At 65.6% G+C, this 16,712-nt stretch carries 17 protein-coding genes; 2 read left to right on the top strand and 15 right to left on the bottom strand.

The window, feature by feature from the left end; genetic code table 11:
- Positions 1-2: 2 nt before the first annotated feature.
- The 10 genes from FPZ54_RS01500 to FPZ54_RS01455 all read right to left on the bottom strand — a co-directional run bounded on the left by FPZ54_RS01500 (position 3) and on the right by FPZ54_RS01455 (position 10,142).
- Positions 3-2,069, bottom strand: coding sequence for an acetyl-CoA carboxylase biotin carboxylase subunit (locus FPZ54_RS01500; RefSeq protein ID WP_145844465.1), 2,067 nt, complete (start codon positions 2,067-2,069; stop codon positions 3-5).
- Positions 2,069-2,446: a lysozyme inhibitor LprI family protein gene (locus FPZ54_RS01495; RefSeq protein ID WP_145844463.1), complete on the bottom strand. Its 378-nt coding sequence runs from the start codon at positions 2,444-2,446 to the stop codon at positions 2,069-2,071. The genes FPZ54_RS01500 and FPZ54_RS01495 overlap by 1 nt, the downstream gene beginning before the upstream one ends.
- Positions 2,443-3,438: a biotin synthase BioB gene (gene bioB, locus FPZ54_RS01490; protein WP_145844461.1), complete on the bottom strand. Its 996-nt coding sequence runs from the start codon at positions 3,436-3,438 to the stop codon at positions 2,443-2,445. Before bioB ends, FPZ54_RS01495 begins: the two co-directional genes overlap by 4 nt.
- Positions 3,435-5,573 (bottom strand): methylmalonyl-CoA mutase, encoded by a 2,139-nt coding sequence (gene scpA / locus FPZ54_RS01485; protein ID WP_145844460.1) that lies wholly within the window; start codon positions 5,571-5,573, stop codon positions 3,435-3,437. The genes bioB and scpA overlap by 4 nt, the downstream gene beginning before the upstream one ends.
- A gap of 112 nt (positions 5,574-5,685) precedes the next feature.
- Entirely contained in the window at positions 5,686-6,465 is a 780-nt protein-coding gene (locus tag FPZ54_RS01480) for an enoyl-CoA hydratase-related protein (protein ID WP_145844458.1), read from the bottom strand.
- 98 nt (positions 6,466-6,563) lie between these two features.
- The gene (mce, locus tag FPZ54_RS01475; RefSeq protein WP_145844456.1) at positions 6,564-6,986 is read right to left on the bottom strand and encodes a methylmalonyl-CoA epimerase; all 423 of its coding nucleotides are present in this window, start codon (positions 6,984-6,986) and stop codon (positions 6,564-6,566) included.
- Positions 6,983-7,204, bottom strand: a complete 222-nt coding sequence (locus FPZ54_RS01470; RefSeq protein WP_145844454.1) for a hypothetical protein — start codon at positions 7,202-7,204, stop codon at positions 6,983-6,985. Before FPZ54_RS01470 ends, mce begins: the two co-directional genes overlap by 4 nt.
- Entirely contained in the window at positions 7,201-7,488 is a 288-nt protein-coding gene (locus FPZ54_RS01465; RefSeq protein ID WP_145844452.1) for a hypothetical protein, read from the bottom strand. Before FPZ54_RS01465 ends, FPZ54_RS01470 begins: the two co-directional genes overlap by 4 nt.
- A gap of 103 nt (positions 7,489-7,591) precedes the next feature.
- Positions 7,592-8,374 carry a hypothetical protein gene (locus FPZ54_RS01460; RefSeq protein ID WP_145844450.1) on the bottom strand — a complete coding sequence of 261 codons (783 nt, stop codon included), beginning with the start codon at positions 8,372-8,374 and terminating at the stop codon, positions 7,592-7,594.
- A gap of 241 nt (positions 8,375-8,615) precedes the next feature.
- On the bottom strand, positions 8,616-10,142 hold the full coding sequence (locus tag FPZ54_RS01455) for an acyl-CoA carboxylase subunit beta (RefSeq protein ID WP_145844447.1): 1,527 nt from the start codon (positions 10,140-10,142) through the stop codon (positions 8,616-8,618).
- A gap of 99 nt (positions 10,143-10,241) precedes the next feature.
- On the opposite strand from FPZ54_RS01455, the gene FPZ54_RS01450 reads away from it, so the two are divergent.
- The gene (locus FPZ54_RS01450; RefSeq protein WP_145844445.1) at positions 10,242-11,630 is read left to right on the top strand and encodes a helix-turn-helix domain-containing protein; all 1,389 of its coding nucleotides are present in this window, start codon (positions 10,242-10,244) and stop codon (positions 11,628-11,630) included.
- A gap of 129 nt (positions 11,631-11,759) precedes the next feature.
- Here FPZ54_RS01450 and FPZ54_RS01445 read toward each other — a convergent pair whose 3' ends face one another.
- On the bottom strand, positions 11,760-13,448 hold the full coding sequence (locus FPZ54_RS01445; RefSeq protein WP_145844443.1) for an MFS transporter: 1,689 nt from the start codon (positions 13,446-13,448) through the stop codon (positions 11,760-11,762).
- Between the two features lie 57 nt (positions 13,449-13,505).
- Positions 13,506-13,880, bottom strand: a complete 375-nt coding sequence (locus FPZ54_RS01440) for a winged helix-turn-helix transcriptional regulator (RefSeq protein WP_145844441.1) — start codon at positions 13,878-13,880, stop codon at positions 13,506-13,508.
- Positions 13,881-13,978: 98 nt separating this feature from the next.
- Between FPZ54_RS01440 and FPZ54_RS01435 the strand changes: the two genes are divergently transcribed.
- Positions 13,979-14,740, top strand: coding sequence for an SDR family oxidoreductase (locus FPZ54_RS01435; RefSeq protein ID WP_145844439.1), 762 nt, complete (start codon positions 13,979-13,981; stop codon positions 14,738-14,740).
- 15 nt (positions 14,741-14,755) lie between these two features.
- Here FPZ54_RS01435 and FPZ54_RS01430 read toward each other — a convergent pair whose 3' ends face one another.
- The 3 genes from FPZ54_RS01430 to FPZ54_RS01420 form a co-directional block, all read right to left on the bottom strand.
- Positions 14,756-14,902 carry a lmo0937 family membrane protein gene (locus FPZ54_RS01430; protein ID WP_145844438.1) on the bottom strand — a complete coding sequence of 49 codons (147 nt, stop codon included), beginning with the start codon at positions 14,900-14,902 and terminating at the stop codon, positions 14,756-14,758.
- 241 nt (positions 14,903-15,143) lie between these two features.
- On the bottom strand, positions 15,144-15,365 hold the full coding sequence (locus FPZ54_RS01425) for a hypothetical protein (RefSeq protein ID WP_145844437.1): 222 nt from the start codon (positions 15,363-15,365) through the stop codon (positions 15,144-15,146).
- 438 nt (positions 15,366-15,803) lie between these two features.
- The gene (locus FPZ54_RS01420; RefSeq protein ID WP_222428367.1) at positions 15,804-16,685 is read right to left on the bottom strand and encodes an IS1 family transposase; all 882 of its coding nucleotides are present in this window, start codon (positions 16,683-16,685) and stop codon (positions 15,804-15,806) included.
- Positions 16,686-16,712 lie beyond the last annotated feature (27 nt).

The following is a 16,712-nucleotide window of genomic DNA, read 5'->3' as shown; positions in this document are numbered from 1 at the left end:
CGTCACCCCTGTTCGAATTCCAGAATCGCCGCATCCACCGCCAGGCTGTCGCCCGGCGCGAAGTTGATCGCCTTGACCACCCCCGCCTTTTCCGCGCGGAGGATATTCTCCATCTTCATCGCCTCGACCACCGCCAGCGGCTGCCCGGCCTCGACCCTGTCGCCCTCGCCCACCTCAAGGCGGGTGAGCAGGCCGGGCATCGGTGCGAGCAGGAACTTGCTCATGTCCGGCGCGATCTTCGCGATCATGTGCCGCGCCAGTTGCGCCACGCGCGGATGGAACACGTCCAGCTGGTGCGTCGCGCCCCGCGTCGTCAGCGCCCAGCCCGCCCGTGTGCGCGCGACGCGCACCGCGAGCGTCGCGTCGCCCTGCCGCATCACCGCCAGCCGGTCGCCGGGGTTCCAGTCGAGTTCGCCCTCGATCAGCGCGCCGTCGACCAGCATGTCCTCGCCCAGCGTTACCTCATGCTCGATCTCGCCGATCCGCACGACCCAGTCGCACGAAATCTCGCGCGGCGCACCGAGCTGACCCGAAATCCGCGCCGCACGCTCCCCCTGTCGCCGGGACAGTTCAGCCGCGATCGCGGCCAGCCTCCGCCGCAGTTCAGCGCCCAGCGGTGCGCCTTCAAACCCCTCGGGATATTCCTCGGCGATAAAGCCGGTAGTCAGCGCGCCCGACCGGAATCGCGGATGCTGCATCAGCGCCGACAGGAAATCGACATTATGGCCCAGCCCGTCGATCTCGAACCGGTCGAGCGCCGCCACCTGCAGATCGGCGGCCTCCCCGCGCGTCGGTGCCCAGGTGATGAGCTTGGCGATCATCGGGTCATAGAACATGCTGACCTCACCCCCCTCGGCAACGCCATCGTCGACGCGGACATAACCCGTCTCGAGCCCCTCCCCTTCGGGGGAGGGGTTGGGGTGGGGCAGTGCGGCATCGGCGATACGCGCCGGCTCCTGCCGGGCCTCTGCGGCAGGCGGCCGATACCGCACCAACCGCCCGGTGCTGGGCAGGAAGCCGCGATACGGATCCTCGGCATAGACGCGATTCTCGATCGCCCAGCCGGTCAGCGTCACCTCATCCTGTGTGAACGCGAGCCGTTCGCCCGCCGCGACGCGGATCATCTGCTCGACCAGATCGAGCCCGGTAATCGCCTCGGTCACCGGATGCTCGACCTGCAGCCGGGTGTTCATCTCGAGGAAGTAGAAGCCGTCCCCGGTCTTGTCCGCGCCGCTGACGATCAGCTCGACCGTCCCCGCGCTATAGTAACCCACCGCCCGCGCCAGCGCGACCGCCTGCTCGCCCATCTTGCGGCGCATCTCGGGCGTGACGAAGGGCGACGGCGCTTCCTCGACCACCTTCTGGTGCCGTCGCTGGATCGAACATTCGCGCTCGCCCAGATAGACGATGTTGCCATGCTGATCGCCCAGCACCTGAATCTCGATATGGCGCGGCTGTTCGATGAACTTCTCGATGAACACGCGATCGTCGCCGAACGACGCCAGCCCCTCGCGCTTGGTCGCCTCAAAGCCCTCGCGAACGTCCTGCTCGCTCCACGCCAGCCGCATCCCCTTGCCGCCGCCGCCGGCCGACGCCTTCATCATCACCGGATAGCCGATGTCCGACGCGATCTTCACCGCCTCATCGGTGTCGGCGATCTCGCCCAGATAGCCGGGAACGACATTGACCCCCGCCGCCTTGGCCAGCTTCTTGGACGCGATCTTGTCCCCCATCGCCGCGATTGCATTGGCGGGAGGCCCGACAAAGGCGATCCCCGCCTCCGCACACGCCTTGGCAAAACTCTCGCGCTCCGACAGAAAGCCATAACCCGGATGGATCGCATCCGCCCCGGTCGCCTTGGCCGCCGCCAGGATCAGCTCGGCCTTGAGATAGCTCTCCGCCGCCGGTGCCGGCCCCAGCCGCACCGCCTCATCCGCAAGCCTCACATGCGGCGCGCGCGCATCGGCGTCGGAATAGACCGCGACCGTCGCAATCCCCATCCGCTTGGCGGTGCGGAATACGCGGCACGCGATCTCGCCACGGTTTGCGACCAGGATTTTCTTGAACATCAGGAACGGCCTATCTTCTTGACGACGTTGATACGCTCTACGGTTAGTTTGGTCTTGCAGTCGTCGCGAACCTGCCCTTCCGCCGAGGTGCCCTCGAGACTGAAGGCCATCACGTCGCAATGCGCATCCCGCCACGCCTTCCAAGCATTTTGCTCGGCACGAATGACGGCGAGAGCACGTGGGCGATTGTAGCAGCGCGTCGAGTTGACCGGCTTGCAGTCACGAACGCGGACAATGGCTCGATCAAGTTCGCGCACCATCAGTTCTTCCGCGGCCACAAAATCGCGCCTTGCGCATCGCGCCAAGCCGGTCGTTGCTCGGTCACTGCAATGAGGCGGTGTCCATGTTTGCAACACGATCATCGCGAGCAGGATCACTCCGCCGCCTCCAGCTCCGCCTTCACCTCGCCCTGCATCGCCCGCATCCCCAGCCGCGCGAACAGCGCGGCGTCCTTGTCGTCGCCGGCATTGCCGGTTGTGAGCAGCCGGTCGCCGGTGAAGATCGAATTCGCCCCCGCCATGAAGCAGAGCGCCTGCGTCTCGTCGCTCATGCTCTCGCGCCCCGCGGACAGGCGCACCATCGACTCCGGCATCGTGATCCGCGCCACCGCGATTGTACGGACGAACTCGATCTCGTCGATCTTCGCCAGCGGCGTGTCGTGCAGCATGTCGCCCAGCACCGTACCCTTGACCGGCACCAGCGCGTTCACCGGCACGCTCTCGGGATGCTTGGGCAGCGTCGCCAGCGCATGGATGAAGCCCACCCGATCGCTGCGCGTCTCGCCCATGCCGACGATCCCGCCGCAGCACACGTTGATCCCCGCCTCGCGCACATGATTCAGCGTCTCCAGCCGGTCCGCGAACGTCCGCGTCCTGATCACCTCGCCATAGCGCTCGGGCGAGGTGTCGATATTGTGGTTGTAATAGTCGAGCCCCGCCTCGGCGAGCATGTCGGCCTGCGTCTCGGTCAGCATCCCGAGAGTCATGCAGGTTTCCATCCCCATCTGGCGCACCCCGCGTACCATCTCGACGATGGCGGGCATGTCGCGGTCCTTGGGGTTGCGCCAGGCGGCACCCATGCAGAAGCGCGATGAGCCATTGTCCTTCGCCTGCGCCGCCGCCTGCAGCACCGCGCGGACATCCATCAGCTTGGTCGCCTTGAGCCCCGTCTCGGCATGGGTCGACTGGTTGCAATAACCGCAATCCTCCGGGCACCCGCCGGTCTTGATGCTCAGCAGCGTCGACAGCTGCACCTCATCCGCCGCGAAGTGTGCGCGATGGACGGAGGCGGCCTGAAACAGCAGCTCGGGAAACGGCAGGTCGAACAGCGCGGCGATCTCGTCGCGGGTCCAGTCGGTACGGGGAGTCATTCAGCAGCTTCCTCTTGCGGCGGCATGTTATGGCCGAGCAGCGTCAGCACTTCTTCGGCCGCTTTGACAAGGTTGGTGCCCGGCCCAAAAATCGCCTGCACGCCCGCGTCGCGCAGGAACTGATAGTCCTGCGCCGGGATCACCCCGCCCGCGATCACCTTGATGTCCGGTCGGCCCGCATCCTTGAGGTGTCCGATCATCTGCGGGATCAGCGTCTTGTGCCCGGCGGCCAGGCTGGATGCGCCGACGATATCGACATCCTCCGCTACCGCCAGCTCGGCGGCCTCCTGCGGCGTCTGGAACAGCGGGCCCGGCACGACGTCGAACCCCAGATCGCCGAATACCGAGGAAACGAGGTTGGCGCCGCGGTCATGCCCGTCCTGCCCCATTTTGGCGACCATCATCCGCGGCTTGCGCCCCAGCCGCCGTTCGGTCGCGGCGACGCCCTCCCTGAGCTGCGCCCAGCGCGCATCGGTATCGTGCGCTCCGCCATAGATGCCCTTGACCGGCGTCGGCACCGTGCCATGCCGCCCGAACACATCCTCCATCGCCAGGCTGATCTCGCCCAGCGTCGCGCGATGCCGCGCCGCCTCGACCGCCAGCTCGAGCAGGTTGCCATCCCCGCGCGCGCCCTCGCGCAATGCATCCAGCGCCGCCCGGCACGCCACCTCGTCACGCGATGCCTTCACCTTCGCGATCCGCGCCACCTGCGCCTCGCGCACCGCATGGTTGTCGACGTCGAGGATGTCGATCGGGTCTTCCTCCGCCTTGCGGTATTTGTTGACCCCGACGATCACCTGCTCGCCCCGGTCGATCCGCGCGGCGGTGGCTACGCTCGCCTCCTCGATCATCGCCTTGGGCCAGCCGGCGGCGACCGCCTTGGCCATCCCGCCCTCGGCCTCGACCCGCTCGATGATCTCCCACGCCTTGTCGACCAGCTCCTGAGTCAGCGCCTCGACATAATAGCTGCCACCCAGCGGATCGACGACATTGGTCATCCCCGTCTCTTCCTGGATCACCAGCTGGGTATTGCGGGCGATGCGCGCGGAGAAATCGGTCGGCAGCGCGATCGCTTCATCCAGCGCGTTGGTGTGTAACGACTGCGTCCCGCCCAGCATCGCCGCCATCGCCTCGATGGTCGTGCGGATGACGTTGTTATACGGGTCCTGCTCGGTCAGCGACACGCCGCTGGTCTGGCAATGCGTCCGCAGCATCTTGCTGCGCGCGTCCTTCGCGCCCAGCTGCGTCATCACGCGATGCCACAGCACGCGCGCCGCCCGCAATTTCGCGACTTCCATGAAGAAGTTCATCCCGATCGCGAAGAAGAAGGAGAGCCGCCCGGCGAATTTGTCGATGTCGAGGCCCGACGCGACGCCATATTTCACATATTCCATGCCGTCGGCGATGGTGAAGGCAAGCTCCTGCACCTGCGTCGCCCCGGCCTCCTGCATATGATAGCCGGAGATCGAAATGCTGTTGAATTTCGGCATGTTGGCGGAGGTATAGGCGAAGATGTCCGAGATGACCCGCATCGACGGCTCTGGCGGGTAGATGTAGGTATTGCGGACCATGAACTCCTTCAGAATGTCGTTCTGAATGGTCCCGTCGAGCAGGCTCTTGTCGACCCCCTGCTCCTCCCCCGCGACGATGAAAAAGGCGAGGATCGGGATCACCGCGCCGTTCATCGTCATGCTGACCGACATCTGGTCGAGCGGGATGCCGTCGAACAGGATCTTCATATCCTCAACGCTGTCGATCGCTACCCCCGCCTTGCCGACATCGCCGGTCACGCGCGGATGATCGCTGTCATAGCCGCGATGCGTCGCCAGATCGAACGCGACCGACAGGCCCTTCTGCCCCGCCGCGAGGTTGCGGCGATAGAATGCGTTGGATTCCTCCGCGGTCGAAAAGCCCGCATATTGCCGGATCGTCCAGGGCCGACCGGCATACATCGACGCCTTCACCCCACGCGTATAGGGCGCCAGCCCCGGCAGGCCCGGATCGGCGGTGACATCCTCCGCCGTGTACAGCGGCTTGACGTCAATCCCCTCCGGCGTGCGCCAGGTCAGGTCGCGGCCCTTCACTTCCTTGTCGGCCAGCGCCTTCCAAGCGTCGAGGGTGGGCTTGTCGGTCATACGCGAAACATCCGTTTGTCCCCGGACTTGATCCGGGGTTGTCGAAGCACCTCTCCGGGGCTGTCCTGCAGCCCTTCGACAGGCTCAGGGCAAACGGAGGGCGGCACGCAGCTCACTTACCCTTGAACTCCGGCGCGCGCTTGCCGAGGAACGCCATGACGCCTTCGCGAAAATCCTCGGTCTTGCCCGCGACCCGCTGATGCGCCGCCTCGACGCTCAACGTCTCCGACAGCGTATTGTTGAGCGCTGCCTTGATCTGCGCTCGGATCAGCCCCAGCGCGATCGTCGGCTTGGCGGCGAGCGTCGCGGCGAGCTTCCCCGCCTCGGCCATCAGCGAATCGTCCTCGACCACGCGCGCGACCAGCCCCGCATCCTTGGCGTCATCGGCGAACATCTTCTCGCCCAGCAGCGCCATCTCCAGCGCCTTGGCCCGCCCCGCGGACTTGGCAACCAGCCAGGTCGCGCCGCAGTCGGGCACCAGCCCGATATTGCTGAACGCGAGCAGCAGATAGGCGCTCTTCGCCATCACCACGATATCCCCGCCCAGCGCGATGCCGACGCCCGCGCCCGCCACCGGCCCGTTGATCGCGGTGACGACCGGGATCGGCAGCTTGGACAGCGTCTCGGCGAGCGGGTTATAGTGAAATTCCAGGCTCTCGGCCGGATCGACCGGCCCGCGATCCATCCGCCCCGCCAGGTCCGCGCCGGAGCAGAACGCCCGCCCCTCGCCAGTCAGCAGCACCGCCCGCGCGCCCTCGTTCACCGCGCGCAGCAACGACGCGCGGATCAGGTCGAGCATGTCGAACGTCACCGCATTCAGCCGGTCGGGCCGGTTGAGCCGGATCGTCGCGACGCCGTTGTTGAGGTCGTAAAGGACGGTATCGTCAGTCATCTCTTCCTCCACTGTTCCCCTGCGAAAGCAGGGGTCCAGAGCCACGCGCGGCGCCCTTCGCCACCCTGGGCTCCTGCTTTCGCGGGAGCACAAGACCGTCAATGCAGTTCATCGCGCGGCGACTCCATAATCTCGGTCAGCACCCCGCCCATGTCGCGCGGATGGACAAAGAAGATCAGCGTCCCATGCGCCCCGATCCGCGGCTCGCCCAGCACCCGCGCGCCCTTCGCCTCGAACCACGCCTTGGCTTCGTGAATGTCGGGCACCTCGTAGCACAGATGATGCTGCCCCCCCGCCGGGTTCTTCGCCAAAAAGCCGTGGATCGGCGAGTCCTCGCCCAGCGGCTCGATCAGCTCGATCTGTGTGTTCGGGGTATCGACGAAGCACACCTTCACCCCCTGATCGGGCAGGTCGAACGGCATATGCACCGTCTCCGCACCCATCACATCGCGATAGAAGGCGATGCTGTCCGCGATGCTGGGCGTCGCGACGCCGATATGGTTGAGGCGGCCGAGTTTCATCCGTCGATCCTGGGTGGTGCGACGCGCCCGGATGCCATCGCCGCACCCTCGATAATGCCCTCCAGCCTGCTCACCCGGTCGCGCATGTTGGCCAGGGCGTCGGTCAGCCCCTCCATATCGGAAGCCATACGAGTCATGCGCTGATCGAGCTGATCGATGCGCGACTGCATCAGGATCACCTGCCGGATGGCGGTTACGGCGTCGCCGAACATGCTCATTTGCGAATGCCCGCGTCGCGGAGAAACGCATCGACCTTGCGATGCGTGCGATCCATCGTCTCGATCATATTGTCCAGCGAAGCACGCATCTTGGGGATCGCTTCGTTCGCCTGCTCGATCAGCATCGCCAGTTCGGCCTGTTCCTCCGCCGTAGGCTGCCCGATATACTGGCTGGCCGCCTCGCGAACGACATGCCCAACCGACATACCGTTGCTGGCTGCAAACGCATCCAGCGCCGCCTTCTGCTCGGCGGACGTCAGAAATGTCACACGCTCGGTCTGCATCGCACCCTCCTTCACATTACAATGACATTGTAATATTTGTGGGCAGCGCCCGCAAGCCGGACCTTGCGACACCGCTTCGGCCGAAGCGTCCGGTTTTTCGGGTTCAGCACGACAGCCGCGACTCCTTCTGGAGCGGCACGAACTTCCCGCCGCGATATTCATAGCGCTCGACGAACGTCGCCGTGCCACTCACCTGCACCGCGAACGACTTGCCCTTGACGATGTCGACGATCTTGCCGTCCAGCTTGCTCAGCGGCTCGCCGCCAAAGGTCTTGCCGCTCGTCTCATCGACCGCGCCTTCGTTCGAACTGGACAGCCAGATGCGCTCCGATTGCACGGGCGCGTCGGGCTTCAATTCGGTAATCGACGCACCGCCGCACGAATAGCCCTGCCCCGACCATCCGCTCTCGACGTAGATGGCGGGATTGTCCGTAAACTCATCGGTCAGCCGCCATTCCGGCTCCGCGCCCCAGCCCGACCCGCTCACCAGTGTGGGCCACTTTCCGGTTACCGCGAACCCGTCGCCCCGCGGCTTCAGATAGGCGATCGCCAGCGCGCCCGAACAGGCATGGCAATCGGACGCGTTCGCGCCGGGGCTCAGCAGCGCCGCGGTTTCGCCGATCCACACCAACCGGCCCGGTTTCACAGTGATGACGTCGGAATCGCCCTCCCGGACCTGCGCCGCGTCGTCCTGGCCATAGGCGGCGCGAAAGGCGAGCTTGAGCTGCTCAGTCTCGGGCAAGGCGCGGACGCCGGTTGCAGTCGGGGTCGCGGATGGGGTCGGCGCGGTCGTGTTGCCGCTCTCGGATGCCTGCTGGCATCCGGCGAGCAACATAAGCGAGCCCGCAAGCGAGATGCCAATGTGGTTGAGACGGTCGCGCTTCACGTCATTCTCCCAGCATCGCTCGAAACAGAAAAATCCATCCGATCCAAGCTGCGATGAACAGCGCTCCAAGCATGACCTTCAGAATTGCGAAGCGGCGTGGGGAGCGCACGCGATTGGTCACAACCTAAAATGGCCAAGCGCGACCCCGAAATTCGCCGCGGCGCTGCTGGTCGATGTGCAGCTTCGTCGCGTACAGCATCAGCGCCGTGACCAAGCCAAAGAGGGCGACCCGTTCTATCGGTCACAGCGGAATATTATCATGCTTCTTCCACGGATTCTCCAGGCTCTTCCCCCGCAGCTTCCGCAGTCCCAGCGCGATCCGCCGCCGCGTCGAATGCGGCATGATCACCTCGTCCACAAACCCCTTGCTCGCCGCGACGAACGGGTTGGCGAACCGCGCCTCATACTCCGCAGTCCGCTCCGCGATCTCCTCCGGCGTGCGCCCGCGAAAGATGATCTCGACCGCCCCCTTCGCGCCCATCACCGCGATCTCGGCGGTTGGCCAAGCATAGTTCAGATCGCCACGCAGATGCTTTGACGCCATCACGTCATACGCCCCGCCATAGGCCTTGCGCGTAATCACCGTGATCTTCGGCACCGTCGCCTCGGCATAGGCGAACAGCAGTTTCGCGCCATGCTTGATAATGCCCGAATGCTCCTGACCGACACCCGGCAGAAACCCGGGCACGTCGACGAACGTCACGATCGGAATCTCGAACGCGTCGCAGAAGCGCACGAACCGCGCCGCTTTCTTCGACGAATTGATGTCAAGCACGCCCGCCAGCACCATCGGCTGGTTGGCGACGATGCCGACGGTGCGCCCCTCGATCCGCCCGAACCCGATGATGATGTTGGCCGCATGGGTCGGCTGCACCTCGAAGAAATCGCCCTCGTCGACCGTTTTGCGGATCAGCTCGTGCATGTCGTACGGCTGGTTCGCGCTCGGCGGGATCAGCGTGTCGAGGCTGTCCTCGATGCGATCCCACGGGTCGCTGCACGGCCGCTCGGGCACGGGCTCGCGATTGCTGGCTGGTAAGAAGTCCACGAAGTCGCGCGCCGCGAGCAGCGCCTCGATATCATTCTCGAACGCCACATCGGCAACGCCCGACTTCGTGGTATGCGTCACAGCTCCGCCCAGTTCCTCCTGCGTGACGATCTCGTTGGTAACGGTCTTCACTACATCCGGGCCGGTGACGAACATGTACGATGAATCCTTCACCATGAAGATGAAGTCGGTCATCGCGGGAGAATAGACGGCCCCGCCTGCGCAGGGGCCCATAATCAGCGAAATCTGCGGCACTACGCCGCTGGCCAGCACGTTGCGCTGGAACACCTCGGCATAGCCGGCGAGCGAGGCGACGCCCTCCTGAATGCGCGCGCCGCCGCTGTCGTTCAGGCCGATGACCGGCGCGCCGACCTTCATCGCCATGTCCATGATCTTGCAGATCTTCTGCGCGTGCCGCTCCGACAACGACCCACCGAACACGGTAAAATCCTGGCTGAACACGAACACCAGCCGCCCGTTGATCGTACCCGAACCGGTGACCACACCGTCGCCCGGCACCACCTGCTCCGGCATCCCGAAATCGACGCAGTTATGCTCGACATACATGTCCAGCTCTTCGAACGATCCCTCGTCGAGCAGCACCTCCAGCCGCTCGCGCGCGGTCAGCTTGCCCTTGGCGTGCTGCACATCGATCCGCTTCTGTCCGCCGCCCAGCCGGGCCGCGGCGCGCCGCCGTTCGAGTTCCTCGATCGTCGAAGACATGCATTTCTCCTCAGCCGCGTGCCTTCACAGGACACGTGCGCTCATGCAAATGCAATGTTGCGAAGTTGCGTCGATCCTATCTGCGGATATGATGCGGCGATGCACCGCCGCCGCATCTTCGCCGGTTCCCGCGTCCGCGACCTGCGCAAGCGCCTCGCTCTGCCCCAGGCGGCGATGGCGACCCGACTCGGCGTCTCGGTCAGCTATCTCTCGCAGATCGAGAATGAGGAGCGCCCGCTCACGCCCCCGGTGCTGATCGCGCTCACCCGCGAATTTCCCGATCACTGGCGCGATGTCGACAGCGACGACGGCACCGCCGAACTCGTCCGTGCGATCGACGCTGGGACGGACAGCAGCATCGCCGCCGACCCGCTCGACGAAGCCGCCGTGCAGCGCGGGGTGGAAAAGCATCCCGCCCTCGCCCGCCGCATGGTCGCGCTGCACGACGCCTGGCGGCGCAGCCAGGCGCAACTGCGCGTGCTCGACGACAAGATCGAAAGCGGCACCGGCAGCGGCGGCGCGCTGCCCTGGGAGGAAGTGCGCGACTGGTTTCAGGCGGAAGGCAATTATATCGACCCGATCGATCGCGCGGCCGAGGCGCTGGCCGAGAATTTCGACCACCCCCGCGCGATCGAGGACCGATTGCGCGGCTGGCACGGCATCTCGATCGATGAAGCGCGCGACGACGATACCCGCTTGTCGCGTTTCGATGCCGACAATCGCCGGCTGATCCTCGCCAGCGTCATCTCGCCCGAAAGCCGCGCCTTCCTCCTCGCCCACCGCCTCGCGCTGCTGGAATTCCGCAACGAGATGCACGCGGTAAGCGCCGATAGCGGCCTGACCTCCCCCGCCGCGCGCGAATTGCTCTCGCTCGGTCTCGCCAATTACGCCGCCGGGGCGCTGCTGATGCCATACACCCGCTATCGCGACGCCGCGCTTGACCTCCGCCACGATATCGACCGACTGCGCCAGCGCTTCGGCGCCAGCTTCGAACAGGCCTGTCACCGCCTCTCCACGCTTCAGCGCCCGGGCGCGCAGGGCATCCCCTTCTTCTTCTGCCGCGTCGACATGGCGGGCAACATCACCAAGCGGCATTCGGCCACCCCGCTCGAATTCGCGCGCTTCGGCGGTGCCTGCCCCCTGTGGCTGGTGCATGAGGCGGTGGCGATCCCCGACCGCATCCTCACCCAGCTCGCCGAAATGCCCGATGGCGCGCGCTATGTGATGATGGCCAAGGGGCTGGTGAAGCCGTCCGCCAGCTACGACCGCCCCCCGCGCCGCTACGCTGTCGCCCTGGGATGCGAGGAGGTCCATGCCCCCGGCTTCGTCTATGCCGATGCGCTGCGCCCCGGCGGCATCGCCACGCCGATCGGCACCAGCTGCCGCATCTGCCCCCGCCGCGACTGCGACCAGCGCGCCTTCCCGCCCGCCGCCGGAGAGCTGCGCATCGACCCCGACGAACGCGCGCCGGTGCCGTATCGATTCTAGCGAGGGCTGACCGCATCCGGACCGTTCCCCTGCGAAAGCAGGGGCCCAGGGCGCGTAGTCCATCGTCTGCGATCCTTGCCCCTGCGTTCGCAGGGGAACAGCCGGGGCTTCAACGCAAATGCAATCGACCTAAGCCGACCGCGCCGGATCGGTCAGCGGATCCGCCAGCTCGCGCGCCGATGGCAGGCGAATGCCCGGCAGCGCCCCCGTCGACCGCTCGATCATGCGATGCACGCGCGGCGGCTCCGGCCCGCGGTGCAGCGCCGCAATCCCCTCGCTGTTCGCGGTATCGGCATTGGTCCGCCGCTGATTGTGCCGCACATAATCCAGCCAGGTCGGCACATGATAGCGCTCGATCCACAGCATCGGGTCGGCCAGATCGCGCAGCAGCGACCATCCGCGCGCCCCGTCGCGCTCGCGGATCCGCCGCCGCTCGCTCATCACGCGCAGGAAGCTCGGGATATCGGCAGGGTCGATACGATAGTCGATCGTCACCACCACCGGCCCGCTGCGCGCCTCGACCGGCACCTGCGTATCGGGCTCGTGCCACGTCCCGCGCGGGTCGAGATCGACCTCCTCGATCCGCGGCAGCGGCACCAGCAGGCCGGCAAGGGCGCTCAGCAGCTGCGCCCCCGCCGCGACCAGCAGCGCGACCGCGACGCCATGATGATCGGTCAGCCAGCCGAACAGCCAGCTTCCCCCCGCCATGCCCCCGAACGCCGTCATCTGGTACAGCGCCAGCGCGCGTCCGACCACCCAGCGCGGGGTCGACAGCTGCACCGTCACGTTGAAGCTCGACAGCGCGAGCACCCATCCGGCGCCGGCCAGCGCCAGCACCGGCAGCGTCAGGAACAGCGATCCGCTCACCGCCGCCACGCCCGCACCCAGCGCAATGCCGAGCGATGCCATCCGCACCAGCGCCTCGTTGCTCATCCGCTGGCGCAGCCGCCCGCTGAGCAGCGCACCGCTCACGGCGCCCACGCCGAACCCGCCCAGCAACAGGCCATAGATCAGCGGCCCGCCCCCGATCAGGTCGCGCGCGATCAGCGGCATCAGTGCGGTGACCGCGCTCGCCGACAGGCCGAACAGCCCCGCGCGCAGCAGCACCGCGAGAATATTGGGCGAGAGCAACACGTAGCGCACCCCCGCCGCCATCGCCATGCCGATCCGCTCGCGCGGCAGCACGCGTTCCGGAACGGCCGGGCGCCAGCGCGCCAGCACCGCGATCAGCCCCAGATAGCTCACCGCATTGATCGCGAACGCAGCCGCCGCGCCCGCCGCCGCGACGATCGCGCCGCCGATCGCCGGGCCCAGGCTGCGGGCGATGTTGAACCCCATGCTGTTATACGCCACCGCCTGGGGCAGCACCGCGCGCGGCACCATCTCGCCGACCGACGCCTGCCAGGCCGGCCCGTTCACCGCGACCCCGCACCCGATCAGGAAGGTGAAACCGAGCAGCAGCCACGGCGTCAGCACCCCCGCCCAGGCACAGACCGACAGCGTCAGCGACACCAGCAGCATGAAGCCCTGCGCCGCCAGCATCACCTTGCGCCGGTCGAGATTGTCCGCAACCGCCCCGGCCCACAGCGCCAGCAGCATGATCGGCAGCGTGATCGATGCCGAGACGAGCGCCACCATCTGCGGCGGCGCGCCCAGCTGGATCATCATCCACGATGCGCCGACCGACTGGATCAGCCCGCCGAAATTCGATCCCATGCTCGCCAGCCACACCCGGCGAAATATCGGGACGGAGAGCGGTGAAGTGAGCGGCGACGCGACAAGTTCAGGATCGTGGTTCGCGTCGGCCATGGCGTTCATTTAGGGTCTGTCCCACCAGGATGAAAGCGCCTCCGCGCCATGCGCGAACCCCGAGCCTCACGCGCGCCCGTCGAACGCCTCCCGCGCCTTTGCCACTTTGTCCAGATGCGCCTCGGCCCAGATCCACACCCCGCAAAACGCCTCGCCCAGGCTCTCGCCGAGCGGCGTCAACCGATAATCCACCCGCGGCGGCACCACCGCGTGAACCTTGCGCGTCACGAACCCGTCGCGCTCCATCCGCCGCAGCGTCTGGGTCAGCATCTTCTGGCTGATATCGGGTATCGCCCGGGAAATCTCGGTGAAGCGCATCTCACCGCGCTCGTCGAGCGTCTCCAGCACGATCATCGTCCATTTGTCCGCGACCGCACCGATCAGGTCATAGACCAGAGCATCGACGCGCGGGTCCGCATTATGCCACTCGCCATTCCCCATGCCCACGCTCTCTTTCGGGTAAGTATAAATCTTTCTGGTGCCTTCTTTCGATTGGATAGCAGTTGCTTAGATTCGTGTCACCAACCCAGGAGACGCAGATGAAGCAGACCGGAAACACCATCCTCATCACCGGTGGCGGATCGGGCATTGGCGAGGCGCTCGCCCACCGCCTGCACGATGCGGGCAACACCGTCATCGTCGCCGGCCGCCGCCGCGAAACGCTGGACGCCGCCACCGCTGGTCGCGCGAACATGCACGCCATGACGCTCGACATCGACAGCGCAGACGCGATCGAGCGCTTCGCAGCCGACCTGATCGCCGCGCATCCCACGCTCAATATCGTCATCAATAATGCCGGGATCATGCGGTTCGAGGATCTGTCGGCCCGCCGCGACCTATCGGACGCGGAGGCGACGATCACCACCAACCTGCTCGGCCCGATCCGCCTCACCAACGCGCTGGTCGGTCATCTCAAGGGCCAGCCGCACGCGGCAATCGTCAACGTCACGTCCGGCCTCGCCTTCGTACCGCTGGTGACCACGGCGACGTACAACGCGACCAAGGCGGCGCTGCACAGCTACACGATCTCGCTCCGCGATGCGCTGGCCGGACAGGTCGAGGTGACCGAGCTTGCCCCACCGGCGGTGCAGACCGACCTGACACCGGGACAGCGGACGCGGACGGGCTACCAGCCGCTCGATTCGTTCGCAGACGAGGTGATGGCACTACTCGGTCAACAGCCGACGCCAAAGGAAGTGCTGGTGGAAAACGTCAAATTCCTCCGCAATGCGGAGGCGGAAGGTCGCTTCGAGGCTGCGCTCGCGGCGGTCACGGCAATGGCGAAGGGCGGCGGGCACTGACCCGCCGCCCCCGGGTCATACCCCGCGCCGTCCCCTCAGGAACTGCACGACCACGACGATCAGCGCGACGACCAGGATGAGGTGGATCAGCCCCCCCGCGACGTTGAGCGAAAAGCCCAGCAGCCACAGGATCAGCAGAATGACGGCGATCGTCCAGAGCATGTGTATTCCCCTTATGGTTCAAGGGTATAACCGGGCCGGAGCCGAAACGTTCCGGGGGCGGCTGACTCGCGGGGCCAGAAAGAACTTTCCTACAGGCCGGGGGTCACGACATAAGCTGGTCGATGCGCGACTCGCCACCCCACGCTTCAGTACGCGGGCGGACCCAGGAAGCCGGGATTCAGCGCGATAGTGTCAAGCCAGTGTCAATTTCGGTAGTGTCTCAGTTTCAATTTAGCGGCGGCTACAGCGGCTTCCGCATGGATATGGAGTAGCGGCGCCACGAAGCGCCATCCTCGTATTCAGATTCCGTTTCGGTGATCGACATAATCTCCCAGCCCCACCCGGCCCACTTTGAGGTCATCTCGGAGACCGTGAAGCCCCTCAAACCTCGGCGGCGCGCTACCGAGAGAAACTTCTCGTTGCCTTCGAACGCGCTGACGGTTTCATATTTGTAGCTGGTCATGGCGCCTACTCCCGTTCCCGGGCTTCTCTAGACCACCGGCCATACTGCGGCGATCATAGCGCAGCTGGTATTGGATGATAAGTGGCCGATTTGGCCCGGGATTTTTCGCTTGCCGGAGAATCCCCATCTGGCCTACGGGCGTCGGAGCAACGAGATAATCCGCGAGTTGCGACGCTGAAAGCCGGGGTTGGGCGCGGGGAGCGGGAGCACGAGCCATGGATGAGTTCCTAGTTGTCGGGACGACGCCAACAGGCACGCAAGTTTATCTGTCCGAATTGTCGAAGCGCACCTTGGCCGACAATGGATTAGCTGAAGATCGTAGCGGCCTTTATCTATACGAAGCAAGCGAAGAGGCCTCAGGTTCTGGCATTCGCGTCTTGGCGTCTCTCCCCTGTCTAGAGTCGGCATATCGCATGATTGAGGTATTAGGCCTTCGCCTCAACCCTGCGTAATCCGCTTCTTGTAGGGCCCGCGAGCCTTCGGAGCCGGTGCCATTTCGTCCATCTTTGCGACGACGTCCTCTAGCGACCACAGGCGATCAGTGATCCCCGCTGCCATGGCGGGCGACATACGCAGCGTCTTATGGATGCGAACGAAATTGTAGAACACGAAGTAGAGCGCCAGCGCGTGAATGTGGTTCTCTAGCTTCTTGCTGAAAGCGTTCGTGAGCCGGGTGAACCGGCGCATTCCCATCCGCATGTTGAGGTTCTGGCGCTCAACGTAGCTGGTCGAGATATGCGCTTCATCGGGGAGACCCTCGCGGCGGACCTTCTTGGCGCCGATGCACTCAGCGGGGCTGTAGCGGCCCGGAGCGCTAACCGTGGGGCCGTAGAGCTTCACGAGCTGGGCGTAATCCACGTCGCCGCCGAACGCGCCTTCCACAGCCTCCAGATAGGCGCGGTGCCCGTCCGTGGTCAGCTGCACGCGGTTGGCGAGGCGGTCGCGTAGATCGTCCATCAGCTCGATAGCTGCGCCGCTCGAACGATCCCCGACATAGTAGGACACGATCAGCTTGGTATCAGCGTCCAGAGCGGTCCAGGTCCACACGTCGCCCGCGCCTTCCGGCTTGTCCTTGAGCGCCTTGGCGGTCTTTTCCTTGGCGTAGCAGAACGACCAGATTTCATCGCACTGCACGCGGCTCGCCTTCACGTTCCGCACATGCTCGTCATGGATCGCGAGGCAGGCTTCCCCGGCCTCCACCAGCAGCTTGGACACCGTGTTGATCGACACGTCCGCAATGCGGCTGATCGAACGCATGGACGATCCCTCGCAAAGCATGGCGAGGATTTGAGTGCGCTTGGCGAGAGAGAGCTTGTTCATACGCATTGCGTATGAACTTTTATGCTT

Origin of the sequence: Sphingomonas suaedae (assembly GCF_007833215.1) — a bacterium.
Taxonomy (GTDB): domain Bacteria; phylum Pseudomonadota; class Alphaproteobacteria; order Sphingomonadales; family Sphingomonadaceae; genus Sphingomonas; species Sphingomonas suaedae.
The sequence above is the reverse complement of the archived record's forward strand: the minus strand, read 5'-3'. Positions and strand labels throughout refer to the sequence as shown.